This window comes from Rhizobium sp. USDA 4016 (assembly GCF_056279705.1).
In genome coordinates, this window is sequence record NZ_JBWCCY010000004.1 from 3,925,213 (window position 1) to 3,945,516 (window position 20,304).

General features: G+C 59.4%; 17 protein-coding genes and 3 pseudogenes. 5 read left to right on the forward strand and 15 right to left on the reverse strand.

What is annotated here, in order from left to right:
* Positions 1-3: 3 nt before the first annotated feature.
* Positions 4-1,032: a LacI family DNA-binding transcriptional regulator gene (locus tag ACZ9DP_RS35300; RefSeq protein WP_476205157.1), complete on the reverse strand. Its 1,029-nt coding sequence runs from the start codon at positions 1,030-1,032 to the stop codon at positions 4-6.
* A gap of 139 nt (positions 1,033-1,171) precedes the next feature.
* Here ACZ9DP_RS35300 and ACZ9DP_RS35305 point away from each other — a divergent pair, with 139 nt between their 5' ends.
* Complete coding sequence (locus ACZ9DP_RS35305) at positions 1,172-2,461, forward strand: ABC transporter substrate-binding protein (protein ID WP_476205158.1); 1,290 nt, start codon at positions 1,172-1,174, stop codon at positions 2,459-2,461.
* Positions 2,462-2,668: 207 nt separating this feature from the next.
* Here ACZ9DP_RS35305 and ACZ9DP_RS35310 read toward each other — a convergent pair whose 3' ends face one another.
* The 3 genes from ACZ9DP_RS35310 to ACZ9DP_RS35320 are packed head-to-tail and all read right to left on the reverse strand — an operon-like array spanning position 2,669 to position 7,892.
* Positions 2,669-5,737: an efflux RND transporter permease subunit gene (locus ACZ9DP_RS35310; protein WP_476205160.1), complete on the reverse strand. Its 3,069-nt coding sequence runs from the start codon at positions 5,735-5,737 to the stop codon at positions 2,669-2,671.
* Positions 5,734-6,819 carry an efflux RND transporter periplasmic adaptor subunit gene (locus ACZ9DP_RS35315; RefSeq protein ID WP_476205162.1) on the reverse strand — a complete coding sequence of 362 codons (1,086 nt, stop codon included), beginning with the start codon at positions 6,817-6,819 and terminating at the stop codon, positions 5,734-5,736. Before ACZ9DP_RS35315 ends, ACZ9DP_RS35310 begins: the two co-directional genes overlap by 4 nt.
* Positions 6,816-7,892, reverse strand: coding sequence for an efflux RND transporter periplasmic adaptor subunit (locus ACZ9DP_RS35320; protein ID WP_476205163.1), 1,077 nt, complete (start codon positions 7,890-7,892; stop codon positions 6,816-6,818). Before ACZ9DP_RS35320 ends, ACZ9DP_RS35315 begins: the two co-directional genes overlap by 4 nt.
* Before the next feature lie 124 nt (positions 7,893-8,016).
* On the opposite strand from ACZ9DP_RS35320, the gene ACZ9DP_RS35325 reads away from it, so the two are divergent.
* Both ACZ9DP_RS35325 and ACZ9DP_RS35330 read left to right on the forward strand, forming a co-directional pair.
* Entirely contained in the window at positions 8,017-8,634 is a 618-nt protein-coding gene (locus ACZ9DP_RS35325; protein ID WP_476205164.1) for a TetR/AcrR family transcriptional regulator, read from the forward strand.
* A gap of 255 nt (positions 8,635-8,889) precedes the next feature.
* Positions 8,890-9,099, forward strand: a pseudogene (locus ACZ9DP_RS35330) (SDR family oxidoreductase); the annotation flags it as partial.
* 190 nt (positions 9,100-9,289) lie between these two features.
* On the opposite strand, the gene ACZ9DP_RS35335 reads toward ACZ9DP_RS35330, so the two are convergent.
* The 4 genes and pseudogenes from ACZ9DP_RS35335 to ACZ9DP_RS35350 all read right to left on the reverse strand — a co-directional run bounded on the left by ACZ9DP_RS35335 (position 9,290) and on the right by ACZ9DP_RS35350 (position 12,021).
* Positions 9,290-9,574: a type II toxin-antitoxin system RelE/ParE family toxin gene (locus ACZ9DP_RS35335; protein ID WP_476205165.1), complete on the reverse strand. Its 285-nt coding sequence runs from the start codon at positions 9,572-9,574 to the stop codon at positions 9,290-9,292.
* Entirely contained in the window at positions 9,571-9,816 is a 246-nt protein-coding gene (locus tag ACZ9DP_RS35340; protein ID WP_372431957.1) for a CopG family ribbon-helix-helix protein, read from the reverse strand. Before ACZ9DP_RS35340 ends, ACZ9DP_RS35335 begins: the two co-directional genes overlap by 4 nt.
* Before the next feature lie 459 nt (positions 9,817-10,275).
* A pseudogene (locus ACZ9DP_RS35345) lies at positions 10,276-10,668 on the reverse strand (mobile mystery protein B); the annotation flags it as partial.
* A gap of 168 nt (positions 10,669-10,836) precedes the next feature.
* Positions 10,837-12,021 (reverse strand): phosphatase PAP2 family protein, encoded by a 1,185-nt coding sequence (locus tag ACZ9DP_RS35350; protein ID WP_476205167.1) that lies wholly within the window; start codon positions 12,019-12,021, stop codon positions 10,837-10,839.
* A gap of 861 nt (positions 12,022-12,882) precedes the next feature.
* Between ACZ9DP_RS35350 and ACZ9DP_RS35355 the strand changes: the two genes are divergently transcribed.
* Positions 12,883-13,143, forward strand: a complete 261-nt coding sequence (locus ACZ9DP_RS35355; RefSeq protein ID WP_476205534.1) for an adenylate/guanylate cyclase domain-containing protein — start codon at positions 12,883-12,885, stop codon at positions 13,141-13,143.
* A gap of 273 nt (positions 13,144-13,416) precedes the next feature.
* On the opposite strand, the gene ACZ9DP_RS35360 is transcribed toward ACZ9DP_RS35355, so the two are convergent.
* Positions 13,417-14,394 carry a nucleoside recognition domain-containing protein gene (locus ACZ9DP_RS35360; RefSeq protein ID WP_476205168.1) on the reverse strand — a complete coding sequence of 326 codons (978 nt, stop codon included), beginning with the start codon at positions 14,392-14,394 and terminating at the stop codon, positions 13,417-13,419.
* 120 nt (positions 14,395-14,514) lie between these two features.
* Here ACZ9DP_RS35360 and ACZ9DP_RS35365 point away from each other — a divergent pair, with 120 nt between their 5' ends.
* Positions 14,515-14,967, forward strand: a complete 453-nt coding sequence (locus ACZ9DP_RS35365) for an Lrp/AsnC family transcriptional regulator (RefSeq protein WP_476205169.1) — start codon at positions 14,515-14,517, stop codon at positions 14,965-14,967.
* Positions 14,968-15,223: 256 nt separating this feature from the next.
* Here ACZ9DP_RS35365 and ACZ9DP_RS35370 read toward each other — a convergent pair.
* From ACZ9DP_RS35370 to ACZ9DP_RS35395, 6 genes and pseudogenes are all read right to left on the reverse strand, one after another.
* Positions 15,224-15,468: pseudogene (locus ACZ9DP_RS35370) on the reverse strand (winged helix-turn-helix transcriptional regulator); the annotation flags it as partial.
* A 109-nt stretch (positions 15,469-15,577) separates the two neighbouring features.
* Entirely contained in the window at positions 15,578-16,585 is a 1,008-nt protein-coding gene (locus ACZ9DP_RS35375) for a ScyD/ScyE family protein (protein ID WP_476205170.1), read from the reverse strand.
* Positions 16,564-17,298 (reverse strand): formylglycine-generating enzyme family protein, encoded by a 735-nt coding sequence (locus ACZ9DP_RS35380; RefSeq protein ID WP_476205535.1) that lies wholly within the window; start codon positions 17,296-17,298, stop codon positions 16,564-16,566. The genes ACZ9DP_RS35375 and ACZ9DP_RS35380 overlap by 22 nt, the downstream gene beginning before the upstream one ends.
* A gap of 22 nt (positions 17,299-17,320) precedes the next feature.
* Positions 17,321-18,382 (reverse strand): ABC transporter ATP-binding protein, encoded by a 1,062-nt coding sequence (locus ACZ9DP_RS35385; protein WP_476205171.1) that lies wholly within the window; start codon positions 18,380-18,382, stop codon positions 17,321-17,323.
* Between the two features lie 5 nt (positions 18,383-18,387).
* On the reverse strand, positions 18,388-19,257 hold the full coding sequence (locus ACZ9DP_RS35390) for a carbohydrate ABC transporter permease (RefSeq protein WP_476205172.1): 870 nt from the start codon (positions 19,255-19,257) through the stop codon (positions 18,388-18,390).
* 2 nt (positions 19,258-19,259) lie between these two features.
* On the reverse strand, positions 19,260-20,183 hold the full coding sequence (locus ACZ9DP_RS35395; RefSeq protein WP_476205173.1) for a carbohydrate ABC transporter permease: 924 nt from the start codon (positions 20,181-20,183) through the stop codon (positions 19,260-19,262).
* Positions 20,184-20,304: the final 121 nt, after the last annotated feature.

Consider the following 20,304-nt stretch of genomic DNA (forward strand, 5'->3'; position numbering starts at 1 on the left):
CACTCATGAGGTTGCAACATCAGATACGGTGCCCCCGGCAACGGGGATGACCCCGTGGCATACATGACGGGCGGGGGCCGCCCGGTCGCGGAAACGGGACATCATCAGACCGATCGCCTCCCGCCCAAGCGCCGCACGATCGACGCGCATGGTGGAAAGCGGCGGATTGGTCATCAATGCGCAGGGCAGATCGTCGAAACCGACGATCGCGAAGTCTTCCGGCACCCGAAGGCCAGCTTCCGTGACGGCTTCCAAGACACCGACTGCGATAAAATCGTTCATGCAGAAGGCGGCACTGAACCCGGCGCTCTCCGCAAGAATCGCCGCCGTCAGCTCATGCGCCTCGCGGCTGGCACTGCCATGAAACGTCATCGGCACAAGCCGGCCTTCGGCATCCGGGACCGAGGTTATCGCCGCCTCGAAACCGCGAACACGCTCGCGGATCGTATTGCGGTGGGAACCGGTCAGATGGAGGATGCGGCGGTGACCGGCCTTCAGCAGCCGCTGGGCAGCCTGGAAGGCACCGAAAAAATTGGAAGGCGAAACACCGTCGAGGCGGAGCTGAGGATCCGTCCCGTTGACGAGGACAACCGGAACCTTCTCGTCGTCGATCCAGCCGCGCAAAGCCCCACTCGGATCGATGCCGACGAGAAAGAGACCCTCGGCACGCGCCGACTTCAAATAGTCTCGAATGACCTCCGGCGTCGCGCGGTCTTCCCGGATGAGGCGAACCTCAAACGACATGCCGTGCTCGGCTGCCGCCGTACGCAGACCCTCGACGATGGACTCGTAGAAAACGCTCAGTCCGCCCGTGACCCCATCGCTGGCAATCAGCGCAAGTCCGCCCGGAACCGCTTCCGGAGCAGACCTCACCTGGTATCCATGCTCGGCCGCCACCCTCAGAATATGCTCGCGCACGCTCTCGCTTATGCCTGGCTCATTGGCAAGCACGCGTGAAACCGTCGAAACGGAGACGCCTGCCAAGGCTGCGATGTCGGCCTGACGCGGCCGTCTGGGTTTGATTTCGTTCATAACTCAAACATATGCAAATCATGCAAATTTGCAATGAGAATATAATTTGTTGCAAACCGAAATTATTTGCGTACTCTACCCGTGACATGCTCGAGAACCGTTGGAGGACGGCACGGGCAGGCGACAAAGGAGGATCATCATGCAGATCAATCGACGTTCATTTCTGATGGGCTCGGCCGGTGTGGCTACGGGCATCGCATTCGGCGCGGGTAGTGCCATCCCGGCATTTGCCGGAGACGCGCAACTGCGTGCCATGTGGTGGGGTTCTAACGACCGCGCCAAGCGTACGCTGGAGGTTGCAAAGCTCTATCAGACCAAGACGCCGGGCGTCACGATCGTCGGCGAGTCGCTCAGCGGCGACGGCTATTGGACGAAGCTCGCGACGCAGATGGCTGGCCGCGCGATTGCCGATGTGTTCCAGCTCGAGCCCAGCACGATCTCCGATTACTCAAAGCGCGGCGCCTGCATGCCCCTCGACGAGTTCGTTCCCTCGGCTCTCAAGGTCGACACCTTCGGCAAGGATATGCTGAAGCTGACGACCGTCGACAGCAAGCTCTATGGCATCGGCCTCGGCCTTAACTCCTTTGCGCTCTTTTTCGATCAGACCATCTTTGAAAAAGCTGGACTTCCCTTGCCGACGCCGGACCTCACTTGGGACGAATATGCCAAACTGGCCGTCGAGCTTACAAAAGCTGGCGGCAAGGACAATTACTGGGGCGGCCCTTACGGCGCGCGCTATGCCTATGTCTTCGATGCCTGGCTGCGCCAGCGCGGCAAGAGCCTTTACGCCAATGGCAGCCTGGGCTTCGACGTCGAGGATGCCAAGGAGTGGTACAGCTTCTGGGAGGACCTGCGCAAAAAGGGTGGCACGGTCGCGGCGGATGTACAGACGCTCGACCAGAACACCATCGACACCAACTGCCTGGCGCTTGGCAAATCGGCGATCGGCATGGCTTATTCAAACCAGCTCGTCGGCTATCAGCTGATCTCGAAGAATAAACTGGCGATCACCATGCTGCCGCGCGAAAGGAAGGGTGGTCCCTCCGGCCATTACTACCGTCCCGCGCTTATCTGGAGCATCGGAGCGACGACGAAGAACGGCGAAGCGGCCGCCAAGTTCATCGACTTCTTCGTCAACGACATCGACGCCGGCAAGATCCTCGGAGTGGAACGGGGCGTACCAATGTCGGCGACCGTCCGCGAGGCGATCCTGCCGAACCTTAACCCGACGGAGCAGGATACCGTCAAGTACGTCGACCTTCTTAAGGATCAGGTCGGCGATTACCCGGCACCTGCCCCGCTTGGCGCGACGGAATTCGACCAGCGCGTCCTTCGGCCCCTCGCTGACGAGCTCGCGTTCGAACGCACGACGCCCGCCGATGCCGCCGCTCGCCTGGTGGAACAAGGCAAGGCAACGATCAGAAGCTGAATCCAGGTTTCTCCTCCCGCAAAGCCCGCCGTCGTGAACTGACCCCTGACCGTTGATGTCCAACTTTCAGGGGTCAGTTCAGCGTGGCGGGCCTCTTGATTGAGCGTTGGTTGCGGGGCGTGAAGCCAAGAGACTTATAACCTCCGGCCCCGCCGATAGGCGGCGCGCGCCGCGGCGGAGGGCGACCGTAAACGGGTTCCCCGAACGCTAGGATTGTGCGGGTTTCCGCTCCCCCAGATTCTCTCTCCCTACCCGGAACCACGCCACATAGAGCGCCGGAAGGAAAAGAAGCGTCAGTGCGGTACCGACGACAATGCCCCCCATCATGGCGTAGGCCATGGGACCCCAGAAGACTTCCCGGGAGATTGGAATGAGCGCCAGGGTCGCGGCCGCCGCAGTCAGCATGATCGGACGCATCCGGTGCTCCGTCGCCTCGACGACGGCGCGCCATGGGGGCACGCCTTCGCTCCGAAGCTGTTCGATTTGCACGACCAGGATGACAGAGTTCCGGATCAGGATCCCTATCAGCGCGAGCACGCCAAGAATTGCGACGAATCCCATGGGCGCGTTACTGAAGAGCAGTGCTATAACCACACCGATGAGTGCCGTCGGAGCCACTGCGAACACCAGGAACAACCTGCTGAAGCTTTGCAACTGGATCATGAGGATCGTCGCCATGGCAAACAACATCAGCGGCGCGACCGCAGCGATCGGTCCTTGCGCCTTCGCGCTTTCCTCGACGGAACCGCCGTTGGCGATGCTGTAGCCGGCTGGAAGACCTTTGCGGAACGCATCGACTTTGGGCTGCAGTTCGGTGACGATAGTCGCCGGCTGTGTCGGCCCGACGACGGCAGCCTTGATGGTGATTGTCGGCGTGCGGGTGCGACGCCAGATCGTCGGCTGCTCCAGCTCGTAGCGGAAATTGGCAACTGCCGAGAGCGGTACCGATTTGCCGTTTGAGCCAGGCAGCTGAAGGTTCTGCAGCGTCTCGATGGAGCCGCGCTCCGAGGTTTGGGCCCTGCCGATCACATCTATGAGATAGATGTTGTCCCTGATCTGGGTGGCCGACGATCCCTCCACGATCCCGTTAAGGGTTGTTGCAATGTCTTGCGACGAGACGCCCAGTTGCCGCGCCTTGTCCTGCAGAACGTCGACCTTCACGACACGCGACGGTTCATTCCAGTCAAAGGTCATGTTGGAGAGCAGCGGATGCTGGCCGACGATGCCCGCAAAGTGCTGGGCGATATCGCGAACCTTCTGGATATCCGGCCCGCTGATGCGATATTGCACAGGCTTGCCGACCGGAGGCCCGATGTCCAGGAGCTTTACGAAAGCATCGGTCCCGGGGAAGGTTTTCGTCAGATAGTCCTGCAGTTCGCTCTTGACCTTGTCGCGAACATCAAGCCCCTTGGTCACGATGACGGTCTGCCCGAACGACACGTCGGGCGTCTGAACATCGAAGGACAGGATGAAGCGGGGAGCACCTTGTCCGACATAACTCGTCCAGTGCTCTATATCCTTATTGTTCGCGAGCATCTCCTGCTCGAACTTGGCCATCTGCCTGTTCGTCTCGAAGATCGAACTGTTGTGCGGCAAGTTCCAATCGACGATCAGTTCGGCCCTGTCCGAGGAAGGGAAGAACTGCTGTTGCACAAGGCTCATTCCACCGATGGAGAGCGCGAAGGCAACGACTGTCGCGCCGATGGTGATCCAGCGCCACCGCATGGAAAGGTTCAAAAGCCACGAAAAAGCTCTCGCCAGCCGGCCTTTCTGATTATGATGCGACTTCATCGTCTTCGGAAGGATGCTCACGCCCAAAAGTGGCGTGAACAACACTGCGACGATCCATGAGACCAGGAGCGAGACAGCAATCACCACGAAAAGCGTGAAGGTGAATTCGCCCGCGGCACTGTTATTCAAGCCGATGGGAATGAAGCCGGCGACCGTTACAAGCGTGCCCGTGAGCATCGGGAAGGCCGTAGACGTGTAGACATGTGTTGCTGCTTTTTTCAGATCGTCACCTGCCTCGAGCCGGGCGACCATCATCTCGACGGCAATCATCGCATCGTCGACGAGAAGGCCAAGCGCAATGATCAGCGCGCCGAGCGAAATACGCTGCAGCGAAATGCCCGAATAGGCCATGACGAGGAACGTGATCGCCAGAACGAGCGGGATCGAGATTGCGACGACCAGGCCCGCGCGAACGCCTAAGCTGATGAAACTGATCGCAAGGACGATGACGACCGCTTCGAACAGAGCGCGCGTGAAGCCCGAGACAGCTTCGTCGACGACGTGAGGCTGATCGGAAACGCGCTGGACATCCACGCCGATCGGCAGATCGGTCACGATGCGATCCATCTGCTGGTCGAGCGCCTTGCCGAATTCCAGCAGATTTGCCCCGGTCTTCATGCCGATGGCGAGGCCGATCGCGGGCTGACCGTTATATCTGAACAGCGACGACGGAGGATCGACATAGCCGCGTTTGATCGTGGCAACATCGGTCAGCGGAAAGAACCGGTCATTGACACGCAGATTGATCGACTTGAGGCTTTCCTCCGATGTAAACTGACCGCCGACGCGCAAGGCGATACGCTCGGGGCCGGCGTCAACGAAACCCGACTGAGTGACGGCGTTCTGCGCCTGCAGCGTCTCGATAACCGATTGCTGGTCGATACCAAGGGCCGCAATCTTTCGGGTCGAAAATTCAAGGTAGATCGCTTCGTCTTGCGCACCGATAATGTCCACCTTGCCGACATTGGGAACGGTCAAGACTTTTGCGCGGGCGTCCTCGACAAGGTCGCGAAGCTGGCGCTGCGTGAGCCCGTCGCTGGTGAAGGCGTAGATATTGCCGAAGACGTCGCCGAAGCGGTCGTTGAAAAACGGCCCCACGACGCCGCTCGGAAAATCTCCCTTGATATCGTCGATCATGTTGCGGACGCGCACCCAGGTTGGGTTGACATCCCGGGCCTTGGTGGTCGGCAATAGCTCCACGAAAATCGTTGTCCGTCCAGCAACCGTCTCGCTGCGCGTGTAGTCAAGCGACTCCAGCTCTTCGAGCTTCTTCTCGATACGGTCGGTAACCTGCTTGGTCACTTCCTCGGCGGATGCACCAGGCCATTGCGCCTGGATGATCATGGTCTTGATGGTGAAGTCCGGGTCTTCTTCACGGCCCAGACCGATGTAGGAAAACGCGCCGGCAAGAATGAAGACGATCATGAAATACCAGACGAGCGAACGGTGCTCGAGCGCCCAGTCGGAAAGATTGAATTTTTTCACGGGTTTTCCCCTTGATCCACCCTGACAGCCTGGCCGTCAGTAAGCTTGTGAACACCAGCAACGACGACGCGTTCGCCCGGATTGACGCCTTCAGCGATGCGAATGTTGCCTCCTTCCGCAACGTCTCCGTCCATCTTGATCGCCCGAATGGAGACCTTGCCGGCCGTCGTATCGACGACCCAGACGTTCGGTTTCCCATCCTTCATCAGCACCGAGGACGAAGGGAGCAGGATCAGTGGCTGGGCGGCAATGGTCGCAGTTGCCGTCACGACCGCGCCCAGGCGAAACGCCGCCGGCGGGTTGACGAGCGTTATCTTCGTGCGGCGTGTACGGGTCGTCGTCTCGGCTTCGGGTGCAATTTCTCTAACGACACCGCTCGCGCGAATGGTTGGATCTAGCTGGAGGGAGACCTCGAAGGGTGATCCCACCTTGAGGCCGTCGAAGCTCGCATCCGGTATATCAATGACCGCATCCCGCTGATCGGGACGGGCAATGGTGGCCATGCTCTGGCCTGCGGCGACAACCTGGCCCACTTCCGCAGAGGTGGCCGTCACAACGCCATCGAACTCTGCGCGAAGCTGCGCATAGCTCAATTGTTCTTCGGCCTTGTCCAGATTGGCCTGCCCTTTTGCAACGGCAGCAACGGCACTCCGCCGCCCCAGTTGAGCCTCCTCGAAAGCGGCCTCGCTTCCAGACCTTGTTTCGGTCAGACTCCGTTGCCGCTCTTCCGTGGAGACAGCATTTGTCAGCTGTGCCTGCGCATTTGAGAGCTCGGACTGCGCGCTTCTGAGCGCAAGCTCTAGCGCCAGCGGATCAATGGCGGCAACGACGTCACCCTTCTTGACGATGTCGCCGACGCTGACCTTGCGGGCTATCACCCGTCCGAGGACGCGAAATCCAAGTTCGGTCTCGATCTTGGCCTCGACTGTGCCTGGCAGGCTCAGGGACGACGCCGCTGTTGATTTGGCGACAACGGAAAGAACGGGGCGGGGCGGTTCCTCACGCGCTTCATCCTGCCTCTGGCAAGACGACAGCAGCAATGGCCCAAGGAGCAGCAGCCCGGGTGTTACACGGATACTCATTTCGCGGCTTCCTTGTCATATGAGACGACCTCGTTGGGCCGTAGGAATTTGGTACCATCGGATACGACGATTTCACCTGGAGACACGCCCGTGCGCACGGCGAACCGGCCGGTCCCATAGCTGGAAACATCAACCGGCCGGATGGACACGCTGGAGGACGACGGGTCCACGACCCAAACGGCAGGCTGGCCACCCTTCGAGGCCATTGCCGACCATGGCAGTTCGATTGTGTCCTGTGTGATGGAACGGAAAGAGCCGACGACAGGAGCGCCAAGCGACATGTCCGGCGCCCCTTCGAGACCCACTTTCACCCTGATCGTTCCGGTCGATGGGTCGATGGTTGGCGAGATCTCGCGTACAGCCGCATCTACTTTCCGGGATGGAGTCGAAAGCAGGCCAACCGTAACTTTGTCCTCAAGCTTTCGTCCGAGATAGAGGGATTCAAAGACGTTGAAGACCGCGTCACGCGGTCCTTCATGGGCAAGCGTGAATATCCGTTGCGCAGCCTGCGCGACCTGGCCGATCTCGGCGTTTCGCGCCGTGATCACGCCGTCGGCATCGGCGCGCAGCTCCGTATAAGAGAAAGCGTCTCGCGCCGTGTCGAGCTGGGCTTGCGCCGATTTCAGGCTTCCTTGGGCCGTCAGCAGCGCCTCCTGGGCTTGGTCAAGCGCGGCACGGGTCGTGACCTGAGCCTTAAAGAGATTCTGCTGCCGACCGAAGGCCAGCTGGGCTTGCGTCTGCTGGGCTTGAGCTGACTGCAGGTTCGCTGTGGCGACATCCAGATCGGCCTTCTGTTCCTCAGCGTCGATGCGCGCAAGCGCCTGCCCTGCCTTTACGAACGCGCCGACATCGACAAGGCGCTCGACGATCCGTCCGCTGACCCTGAAGGACAGGTCGCTCTGCACACGGGCGCTTACCTCGCCGGTGATGAAGTTGATTTCGCCGACAGGTGCAGTCTTCACGACGACAGTCTCCACCCTCTTGGGCTTCACCTCATTCGTGGCCTGCTTTTCGCATGACGAAAGCGCGACTGCGCCTATGGCCAGCAAGGCGGCGACAAGGATAGTTCTCATGAATTGACCTCTTGCATCCGTTCGCGCGATCGATATAATTGACTGACTCATTAGTCAATAGAAGTTGCGGGAAAATTGCCTGATGCCGAGCCGCGGAATGACAAGGACCGCTCAAAGGTGAGACATGCCTGATACGAAGAAACTGACGCGTGCGGAGCAGAAAGCGCGCCGTCCTGCACAGATTCTCGATGCGGCCTTTGAGGAGTTCGTGGAACGCGGCTACGTGGCGACACGCGTTGAAGACATCGCTGACAGGGTCGGAGTAACGAAGGGGACGATTTACGTTTACTTCGACACCAAGGAGCAGCTTTTTGAAGCAATGATCCGGCACATCTCCGTGCCGTTTGAAGATCTGCTGGCTAGTGCCCATGAGCTAAGCGGAACATGTTCGGAGCGGCTCGAGGGCCTTATAGCGATGCTCTACGATCGCATTGTCGAGAACCGCAGATTGCGGGAACTGATGAGGTTCGTCATCGCGGAAGGATCACGGTTTCCCCAAGTCGTCGATCGGCACCACGAAGAGTTCATCGACCCACTCAACGCTTATTTGCAATCCCTCATCGATGAGGGTGTAAAACACGGGGAGTTCCGGCCGGCGCCAGCGGCATTCGCCGACGCGGTAGTGGCTCCTGCCATCGCCATGCTGATTTTCAAGCTCGTCTTCAATGATCGAAGAGCGCTGGATAAGACGACGTACCTGGAAGCGCATGTCGATCTCATTTTGCATGGTCTAATGGCTTGACCGCTTCATTCGCCCAGAACTAAGCGCCAACTCAGGGCTGCTGCTGCGTCTTATCCCATAAATGCACGGTCGTTGAATTTCCGGCTCTTGGCGGTTGTCGCCGCTGAGGTCCAAGTCTCGAAGACGATTGCAGCGTGAAGTCCGTACGTTTTCTTTCGTTGGTTGAAGTTCATTATGCGGTGGGAATCTCGCGCCGGTAAGCTTCTCGGACACCTTCCAGAGCCGTGCTGCGACGTCGCGGCAATAAGGGTCGGCAACGCGGGCTTTCGTGTGTTCGGAACCAGCCGTCGCACTGTCGCCGAAAGGACCGACGGCGTTACCAAGCTGACTTGTGAGGTGACTGATGACGTGTCCGTGGCGAAACTGGTCGAAGAAGTTTTGGCCGAGGCCGGGCGAATCGACCTGCTTGTCAACAATGCCGGCATTTGCCCGCTCGGCGGCGCGGAGGAGTCCTCGACTGACCAAGGCTCCGAAGAGGCGTTATGCGGCGGGGAAGATGGCGCGCCAGTTTCCTGCGCCGTTCGTCCCCGAATCCGCATTCGACAAAAGCCTGCGGAAGCAGAACGCGTTGGCGCAGTAGCGTCCACATCGATAAAGATTAGTTCGCCCGACATGCTGATGATCTGAACCGGCTTCAGGATGTACGGCGGTTTTGTCAGAATGCCTGCGGCCATCGCTGCTGCGCGTGCATGACGGTAATAATCTCAATATCCCGGCCCACGCGGTAGGGAATAATATAAGGAATATCGGCCAACACCACTTCACGGGTCCCCTTGATGCGACCCGGTCGCCCACTTGCCGGTAATTCCGCGAGCATATCCACGGCCGTCACAATCCTCGCGACGACGCGCGCCGCCGGATTGTCCTGCTCGATATGAGCGCCGATTTTATCAAGCCGACGCAACGCCCTCAGCGTCCAACGAATGCGCTTGCCACTCATGATTGACGGGCGGACTTGACGTACTTTCCGATGACTCTCGCTACATCTTCATCGCTGGCGAATTCACCCCGATCGGCCTCAGCCAACCCGGCTTCGATCTCGGCAAGCTGCCACTCCTGCTGTTCAACGAAAGCCTCAATGGCTTCAGCAGCCATGTAGGAGCGGGATCGGTCAAGCTTTTCCGCGATCTGATCGAGCTTGCTTGCGGTTTCATCCGAAACGCGCACGGTGAATGCAGTCATGGCACCTAACTTTCCTTGGTTCACTAGGATTATTGGTGAACCAACGTGGTTCGTCAAGGTTCTGCTCAAATCCGGCATGGACTTGCACCAGCCGATGCCGCGCTTGCCGCGCACTTCGATTTCAAAGATGCGCTGAGGCGACTCCGGTACAGGCGAGCGCATTGCGATTGCAGCGATGTCGAGAATATACCGAGGGGTTCGTCGGGGTTTCGAAATGTGTGAGGTGCGTCCGAGGCGTCTCAGATCGGTGGATGTTTGCCCGATCCGACAGAACGCGAGCAACGGTCCACCGCAGGGCCTCGACTTAACGGGCGCGCAGTTCGCCGGTATCCGCGAGTACGCCGCCCCCAACCGAACGGCTCGCCGCCGAGCCGCTCGATCAGAAGGTCGGCCATCAGGCGCGTGACGCCCATTGCCGTTCGGAAAGGGATGAATGGCGACCAACCGGTGATGCAGCCTCACGGCAATTTCATCCGGCGGATAGGTTTCGTGCTCGACCCAATAGCGCACATCGTCGAAAAGCGTCGCGATGTCGGGCTGGATGCGATAAGCGTCGACCCCGATATTCCGCGCCATCGTGCGGCAAGTCCCCGCCCATTTCCACACATCGCCGAACATGCGCTTGTGCAGCGTCAGGGCGAAGTCGATGCTGAGGACGTCCTGTGGCTTGCGCCCGCGCCGCCCACGCCGCCCACGCCGCTCCTGCCCCACGATATTCTCCTGCTCGGCCTCATTGAGAACGCCGCGATACGTGATCCAGCTTTGCAGAAGTCCTTCGCGTTCCCCAGGCTCAAGCGGCGTTGCGTCTTCTGGCTTTGCAAAGAGGTCGCTCACGGGGAAAGCAATGGTCATGTGACGCGCCGCATCCGCATCGATTGAGAAACGTTGCTGCCTCGCACGTCGGCTGCTGAGTGAACGCAGCGTTCCATCGAGAACCCCTCGCTTGGGATTGCGACATTTCAGGAGAAGGCGCCGGCGGTCATCCGCTGGCAGCGGATCAAACAGGCCTCCTCCCTTCCGCTAGTCTGCGCCGTCTTTTTTTGCCCGCTCGATGAATTTCCCGGCGACCGCTTTGCCAAGTGCGGCACCGGCCCGGTTGTCCATTTCATAGTGGATGCCGGCCCAGATGCGGGAATCGCCCGCCTCCTTGCCGACCGTGCGGATGAACTCCGCCCGGTCGGGGAACAGGTAGGAAAGCACCTCACATCGGGCAGTCGACAACGCGGAGTGGTTCGACGGATAACTGGGATGGGCGGGCACTGCGAACAGGGGAGTGATGCTCGGATCAAGCATGTTGGGTCGCAGGTACCAATAAGCGTATTTCCCGTCGTTGCTTGCAATGTAGGCGTCGTAGTAGACCGTTGCGAGCATCGCGTAAGCCCGTGCGGCGCGCGGCGGGTTCGAATCCGTCTTGTCCTCGAACATCCACTTGCTGGCATAGTCATACCAGTCGACGAACAGGCCGGATGGGCTTTGCCAGTAGAACGCCTTGTAGTTGTTGGGGAATTTTCGCTCAAACCGCCGGACTGCCTCCGTCTCGGCCTTCACGGTCGCAGACTTGCAGTCGGGCGGAGTCGGTGGCCTGAATTCATCGGCTGCCTCGAGCAGAATCGGCTTCCAGTTTGGCATGTTTGCATTGGCGGGTTTGGCTCCGACCCACATGCATGGCCCGGTCGGCACCGTGCCGGTCCAGACGGCATCGGAGCCGTCGGCCTTTGCCAGCGCAATCACTTGCTCTGCCACGCGTCGCCCCAGCGCCAGGCCGGCGGAAGAGTCGCTTGGGAACTGGACACCGGCAAGGACACGCGACTGTGCGGCTTCTTCGGCCATCGCCTGGAACGACGACGCCTCGTCCGGAAAGAAATAGGCAAGAACGGTCGCGGCGGCGGCGGCGGCTGCCGCGTGTTCAGATGGATAAGCGGGACTCCGAGGCGTAGGTAGCGCAGTCGGCAGTGTCGTATCCACCTCGCTCGGGCGGGGGCGATTGTAGAAGTATTTCGACTCCCAAGCCGCGACGGTGGCGTCGTAGACCGCCATCGTCAAATAGGTGTAGACGCGATGCGCATTGGGGATCGTCTGGTTTGCGAGAAGACGGTGGTTGACCAGGTCGATCCATCGATAGCCCGGCGAGCCGGCGTCCCAGAACGTGATCTTGGCGGCGACCTGCGCATCGTTCTTCGCGACAAGTTCGCGGACCTGCTCCAACTCGGTTGCGGAAGTATCCGGTGGGGGCGGGACTCGGAAGTCTTTGCCCGACGTGATTACCCACGTCTTCCACGTTCCAGCGTTTGGCTCTATCTGATCCGATTGGGCGAAAGCGAAGTTCCCTGACAAAAGGATTAGCGCGCAGGCCCTGCTAAAGCCGCTAAGCATGTTCGACCCCCCATAGTTGATCCCCGGCCCAAAGACCGAAGGTTTTCTGTTTTGACGGCCATTCCATTTTCTATATTAGCAAACCCTAATTATACCGCGAAGGGCTGCGAAGTGAAAAGATCAAAAATGACCGCAGGTCGCGGTATGAAAAGTCAGGGCCGAAGACCGCTGTCTTCCTGATTTGCACCCGCAGCGTCGCTGTGACGACGCTCAGCAGTAAATCCTTCGCCAAAGTCGGACGGATATCCCGGTCTCGACCATCCTGCCCCCTTCGACAACTCTGTTCAAATGCCGCTCGATTAGCTTCTGAAGCGACTCAGACACCATCGATCGCTTCAGAAAGGGAAAATATTCATAGGGACTAAACAATGTGAAAAGCCATCGGCGGCCCCTTCCAGCGTACCGATCGAATGGGTCGCTCGGAACAATCTGATTGCTCGCAGCGAATGGAAAGTCCTTTCCTGACTACCTCCCTTCGATCTAAAGAGACTGACGTAGATTTAGCGAAGTGAGGATGGTCGCCACGTTTCGAACTAAGGCCGAGGTCCGCAATTGGCCGCCGCTCATAAAGCCCCTTGAGGCTTCTTGGCGTCTGACCGCTTACCACCCGAAGCGGCCGTTCCACCTACAAATTGAAGTGCCGGACGGGGCCAACTCCGGTGGCGACTGCGCGGCCATGCGATCGGCTTCGGCATAGGACCGACGATGGGATGGGCGACGGTCGACCGAATTGGTTTGAAGAGCGCTGAGTACACTGCGATCGGCCATTTCGTGAACCTAGCATCGCGATTGTGTTCATCCGCCGATGATCGGCAGATCCTCGTCGACAACGCCGTGGCGCAATCCGTGCGTGGCAAAATTTCAATGGTCGCTCTCGGTGCGCGGCAGCTCAAAGGTTTCGACGAGCAAATATCTGCTTACGAGGTCGGAGCGCGAAGCGGAAGGAAAGGTTAGGTGGGTCGTTAGAGGAAGGTTTGCGCCGATTGTGTTGAAAAACTCCAAAATTGGGGCTTAGCGAAAAGTCGGCCCATTCGCGATCTAAGCGAATATTGCTGCTCGATGCCGCCTCAATTCCGCTACACGGCTCACACGCTGCTTGATGGCAGAATAGGCAGGTCCCCACGTCAATTTTCTGTGTCGGCCTCTACGGCCCTCCAAAAAATCAGACGTTGTAGAAAACGGACTTTTCAACAGCATCGGCCCCAAGCAGTCGCTGCAGGCAATAGCTTAGCCGCCTTCTGACTGGGCGTGTGGCAGCCGGAATATTTGCGCAAAGAATGTCTCATCAGACAGGCGGCCAAGCAGAGCGCCAATCGCTGCGGTTGCCGCTACGGCGAAGGCCAGACGACCTCCAAGAACGCCGTAGACATCAGCGCCAAGCGAGATCACCAAGATCGTGTCCTCAATCACGCTATGTGCGAAGCCCATGAACACGCATGACAGAAAGACCTGGCGCGGTGATATTGCGCCCGACCGCGCCTCGCGGATCAGAAGACCGGCACCGTAGGAAATCCCTAGGAACAATCCGACAGCGGTGAGCTGCTCTGCTTCGCCGCGGATGCCGGCAAGGCGCAATATGGGCGACAGGGCCTTCATCATCAGATCCAGCATCCCGGTCGCGCGCAGGAGCTCAAGGCTCCAGGACAGAACGACAAGGATCGCAAGCATCCAGATCATGGTCTCGCCGAGAGCACAGAAGTACTCGGCCCAACCGACCGTGGCATTCATCGGGATCCAGGTCGGGTTGGCGGGAGCCGACAACCAACCCGTGGCCACCAGAACATGATGCAGGAGAAAGGCGTAGAGCAAGCCGCCCAAGATGCGCAGCAGCGTCGTTGCAATCATCCCCGGTCCCGCCTTCTGAATGATCTTCTGCTCGATCGGCAGGCCATGCGCGAATAGGATGAGCGCCGAGAAAACCGTGATGTCCGCCACGCTCAGCGAGGATGTGGGAACCAGCGTAAAAATGAGCGGGATGGCGCCCCATATTCCGACGAGCATTCCCGTCAACCAGGCCAGCCCAAATTCCGGGGGCAGGCCAACCAAGTCCATGACAGGCGCAAACGCGGGCGCCACGGCCTTGATCACTCCCATCCTCGCCAACAACTCCGTCAGGAGCGTGATGGGAACCATGATCCGGACGAGCACCCAGTAAATTTCGAGTGTTTCCCTGGTTTTGCGTAAAATGGGCATCAGGAACGGCATACGAGACCTCCGGTACAGTAGTCTCAATCTGCTAGCCCCGGCTGCTTCGAATTTGTGGTCAAAGATTGCAGATCTGTGCAATTTTATTGCAAAGGCGTGATTGACGGATAGGCTGAGCGAATGGATCGGATCGACCGGAAGCTTTTGAATCTGATGCAGCGCGACGCCTCGCGCACCAATGTCGACATGGCCGAGGAAGTGGGCCTGTCGCCCTCCAGTTGTCTGCGCCGTGTGCAGCGACTGCGCAAATCAGGCATCATCGACAGAATTGTCGCGATCCTTAACCCCACCAAGGCCGAACGCAGGATCAAGGCCCTGATTACGGTCGAGTTGAAGCTGCACGGCGAGCAGCATATGCGCCGCTTTCTGAAAATCGCAGTTGCCGAAGAGGCCGTTTCACAGGCCCATGCCGTGACGGGCGAAACCGATGTCGTTTTGATGCTGCGCCTGCGCGACATGGAAGAATTCGACGCCCTCTGCGAGAGGCTGTTTCGCGACCAGACCAACGTTGCCCGCTTCTTCACCATGATGATCATCAGAACCGCCAAGGAAGAAACGGCGATTTGGCTATGATCGGATGCCGTTTCCGGGTTACTGACCGCAATTGGCGCCATAAGCGGAAACTATTTCCGATTCAACGCCGTCTTTCTATCCTCCCAGGTGCTGATCTTGGGCAGGATTTGAACCTGCGGCCCTATGAGCCGAAATTCTACTTCTCTGCGCTGGCCGCTTTTTCATCCAGTGCAGCCAAGTCCTCCATAAAGAGGGCAAGGGCGCCTGGCCATAACCGACCATAGCTCCACCATGTGGGACGGGTTATTCCGGTGCGGCGATGCGGACGTGTTCCGATCGGAGCACCGGTCGTGCGGTCGATCGTGACAGGATCAATCTCCGTTCCAGTCTCGGCGTAAAGCCGACGGGTTATAATTGTCGGAGCGATGCCAAGGCTTTTCCGAAACTCATCAAAGCGGGTGAGCCCAGCATGGGCGTCCCGCAGCATCAGAATACTCATGCGTCCCCTACCAACGCGAGGCTACGGGCGATCAGGCATGGCTGGTCCGAAAGATTCTGCATGTGATAGTTACTTACTCTCAAATTGATAGTAACCCAGTTTGCATCGATGTTCGCGACAAAAATGAAAACTGAGACAGATGAGTAAGAGCTTGCCACGTAGACTGGTATGTTAGCGAGCAGATTCGCGTGTCAGCAAATGGAGGTTGCCGCCTAGGTCGGAAACGACAAGCCGCCGCTCGTCCCAGACGAGCACGGACACGGGTCGGGTCAGGCCGTCGAGAATGATCTTGCGGTCGAGTGTGAGTTTATTGAGCTTCAGCAATCGCCCGCTACCCTTCTGGAAACCTTCTTTCTGGTTGTAAGTACCGTGTTCGAGGACAAGCATCTCGCCATAATTGTCGAAGGCTATCCCCACGGGTGCATTGAGTCCTTTCACGTCAAGCTGCGGCTTTGAGGCATCGCCGGCCGCGGGAATCGAAACGATCTTTCCAGCACCGGCAAGGAAGGGAAAGCCGCCGAACAGCGCGATATAGAGGCGACCGTCGCGAAGGGCGATGCCAGTCGGCACCGCGTCGACTTCGTAGCTGTTGCCTTCCGCGAATTCCGTTGGCGAAAGGCTGCGCAGCGCTGCGGCCGCCTCCCCCATGCGGCGGAATGCCATGAGCGTGCTTTTCCGGCCGTCCGCCTGCACGCGTTCGACACTATTTCGAGCAGAGTCGATCACGTAGTAGGTTCCGCCCGCCACGATGAAATCGAACGGATTCCAGAAATCGCTGCTGATGACGCGGGCCTGACCGGCGGCGTCGATCGCCACGAGAGCGTGGTCGAACGGACCCTCGTCAGAATTGACCGGCGTCCATCCCTGGGCAACGACAAGGACATCGCCGACGCGGACCACACGATAGGGACCAGTCGGGTCGCCGATCACGTCGAGCCCATGAGGAAATACGGGACCGAATGCGACAAGCTTGCCGTCCGTCCCGCGCCGGTAGAGCCGGCCACTCGCGAGATCGCTGACAAGCAAGCCACCGCCATCGCGGGACACACCTGCGAAGGCGGCGCCCGGCGTGTTAAAGGTCTCGAGCGTGTAGCCAGGCGCAACTGTCGGCTCGGCGCCGGCACCGGCTACCAGGAACAGAAGACTAGAGACGATAATCAAGGCGTGGAACGAACGCATCGGAAGCCACCATTGGCTGAGAACCGGAATTCCGGATCATAGGCGAGGCGATAGGTCGTCGTAAGGTGGTTTGGATCGCTGTTCCAGGAGCCGCCGCGAAGCACTCGGTACAGCCCGGCGCTCCTTTCCGCGGTCCCACCTTCATACGGCGCGTAAAGATCGCGGGTCCACTCCCAGACATTGCCGACAAGATTGAGGACGCCTTCGCTGCTTGCGCCGTCAGCGAAGGACTCCGCCGGCGCGGTCATCGGATACCCGTCGCGCGCGTCGCCAGAGCAGCAGGCATCCGCTCCGGAATTTGCGCGTACATCGTCCGGCAGGGCCCCGCCCCAAGGAAAGGCGTCGCCATTCGTTCCTCGTGCCGCCCGCTCGTATTGCTGCTCCGACGGCAGGACCAACCCATAGTGACGGCAAAAGGCATCGGCGTCTTCCCAACTCACCCCGACCACCGGCCGGTCGTCCAATCCGAGGAGCGGGTGATTGGCGTAGAAGGCAGAACGATGACCGGTCGCCTTGATGAAGCGCCCATATTGCCGGTTCGTGATCTCCGTGCGGTTGATCGCGAACGGTCGCCCCTGAAGCACGCGAGCCGGCCGTTCGTTTTCGGGACCATTGTCGCGGCCGAAGACGAACGGCCCTGCCGGAATCTCGATCAGCGGATTGCCGACGATGGGGTTTATATCGGCGGCAGTTGCGTGCGATGCCGCCGTCATCACGATTGCCGCCACCCAGATGTCAGACGTCAACACGAGCTTGTGTCTCTCCATTGAACAGAAACACGCGATCGGTGGCGACCTTGACGCCGATCTCCCGGTCGATCTGGCCGGTAAAATTCTTGTCGGCACGCAAGGTCATGAGTTGACCGCCCAACCGCAGACTGACAAGCGTATTCTCGCCGGTGAGTTCCACCGAGTAGATCGGCGCGACCAGATTGACGTCGGCATCCTCGACCCCTGCCACAAGAACATCTTCCGGACGGACACCAAGGACGGCTTGCGAAATGTTGGCCCGGCCGAAGCCGCCGACCCGGAAGCCGGCGCTTGTGAACACACCCTCCTTCACTTCCCCCGGAATGAGGTTCATCGGCGGCGAACCGATGAAGCCGGCCACGAAGAGCGTGTGCGGATCGTTGTAGATTTCCCTCGGCGTTCCAAGCTGCTCGATCACGCCCTTGTTCATCACCGCCACACGGTGGGCAAGCGTCATGGCCTCTATCTGATCGTGGGTGACATAGATTGTCGTGACCTGCAACTCGTGCTGAAGATGCTTCAGTTCGGCTCGCATCTGGGTACGAAGCTTGGCGTCGAGATTGGACAGCGGCTCATCCATGAGAAAGACGCGTGGCGTGCGCACGATCGCGCGGGCGAGTGCGACGCGCTGGCGCTGGCCGCCGGATAGCTCCTTCGGCAGACGCGACAACATCGTGTCGAGTTCGACGCGCCGCGCGACCTCGGTTATTCGTCGCTTGCGTTCGGCAGGCTCCACTTTGCGGATCTTCAGCGGGTAGCCGATATTGTCCTCGACCGTGAGGTGCGGATATAGAGCATAGGACTGGAAGACCATCGCGACGTCGCGATACTTGGGCAGGACACCGTTGATGCGATCCGCGTCGATGTAGATATCGCCCGACGTGGCTTCCTCGAGGCCTGCGACCATGCGCATGGTCGTCGTCTTGCCGCACCCGGAGGGGCCGAGCAGAACGAGAAACTCCTGGTCTCTGACTTCGAGGTTGAAATTGTTGACGGCGACGAATTCACCGAACTTTTTGCAGACGTTCTTGAAGGTGACGGACGCCATAGACCTCAACCCTTGATCGCGCCGAGGGACAATCCCCGGACGAGATGCTTCTGAACGATGAAGGCGAAGATGACGATTGGCACGCAGGCCATGAAACCCGCCGCACTGATTTCGCCCCAATGGGTCTTGTACTGCGTCACCCGCCCGGCAATGCCGATCGGGAGCGTCTGCGATTGCTCCGTCAACGTGATGATGAGGGACAGCAGGAACTCGTTCCACGAGATGATCAGGCAGAAGATGGCGGTGGCAGCGAGACCAGGCCGGGCAAGCGGCAGGGCCACGTGCAGGAATGCGCCCCAGCGCGTGTCGCCGTCGACCATCGCCGCCTCCTCCAGCTCGACCGGTAGGTCCTGGAAATAACTCTTCATCATCCAGGTCGCAAACGGCAGGTTGAAAGCGGTGTAGGCGATGATCAGAGCGGATTTCGTGTTGAGCATGTCGAAGTAGTTGAAGAACAGGTAGAGCGGAATGATGCTGACGATGGGCGGCATCATGCGCGTCGACAGGATCCAGAAGGAAATCTGCTTGCGCCATTGCCAAGGATAGCTGAACCGCGCCAGGGCATAACCGGCCATCGTGCCGAAGACGAGGGACACGATGGTCGTTCCCATCGCAACGAGGAAGCTGTTCAACGCGTAACGCAGGAACGGACGTTGAATGAAGGCTTCGTCGTAGTGCTTCAGCGTCGGTTGCCAGGGCAACCACTCCGGCGGCACGGCGAAAATGTCGATATCGAACTTGAACGAGTTCGCCGCGATCCAGTAGATCGGGAAAAGCGTGAGAACCAGCGCGACAAAGATCGCCAGATATGCCGACAGGCGAACGAGGACCTCCCTGGTGCGGCTGCGCACGCGTATGGTTATCGCCGTCGCCATGGTCACTCCGCCAGCCGCATGCGTTTCATGAACCACGTGCTCAAAACGATCGTCACGAACAGCACGAACAGCGATATCGCCGCCGCGTAGCCTGGATCGGCGAAGCGGTAGGCGACCTGATAGATATAGAGGCTCAGCACCTTGGTCCGGTCGGCCGGTCCGCCGCCCGTCAGGATGAACACCAGATCGAAGAGACGCAAAGCATCCATGACGCGCAAAAGCACGGCAATGGCAATGACAGGCTTGAGGAAGGGCAGCGTCAAGTCCCAGAACTGCCGCCAGGACGAGGCGCCATCAAGTTCGGCTGCCTCGTATGGCTCGACCGGCAGACTGGCAAGGCCCGCCAGCATCAGCAGGAAGATGAACGGCGTCCACTGCCAGACATCGGCGACGATGATCGAAAACATTGCCAGATCCACGTCGCCCGCCCATGCCTGCAAGGGAAGACCGAGACGGTACATGATTTCGTTGAGAACGCCGAATTGCGGCTCGTAGATGAGCTTCCAGGTGATCGCCACCGCGATTGGCGGTAGCATCATCGGGATCATCAGCATCGTCTTCAGAAATGTCATCCGGCGGATATATTTGTCGAGCAGCAGCGCCAGGCCGAGACCGAGAAGGAACTCGGCCGTCACCGCCGAGATGGTGAACACGGCGGTGTTCAGCAACGCGACATGGAATTGCTGGTCGGACAGAAGCCGCAGGAAATTACCGGGACCGACGAAGTCCCATGGCACATCAGGATTCGGGCTGATTTTGTGAACCGCCGCATAGAACATGTAGATACTGGGAAAGACCGTCAGCCCAAGCAGGATGAGCATCGTTGGCGCGAGCATGAGAACGCGCAAATGGCGCTCTGCCCACCACTCCAGAGCGCCACCTCGCCGATCCGGCCCAGTCAACGTAGCATTCGCGGACGTCAACATCGGTCGCTCCCCCTACAGACGCGCAAAAAGGACGCCATAACACTTCGAATGGCACATGATCCTTTCCGAAGATCGATTCCGATTTTCGGGGTCATGCGCTGAAACCCTGCCCCGGCGCCTG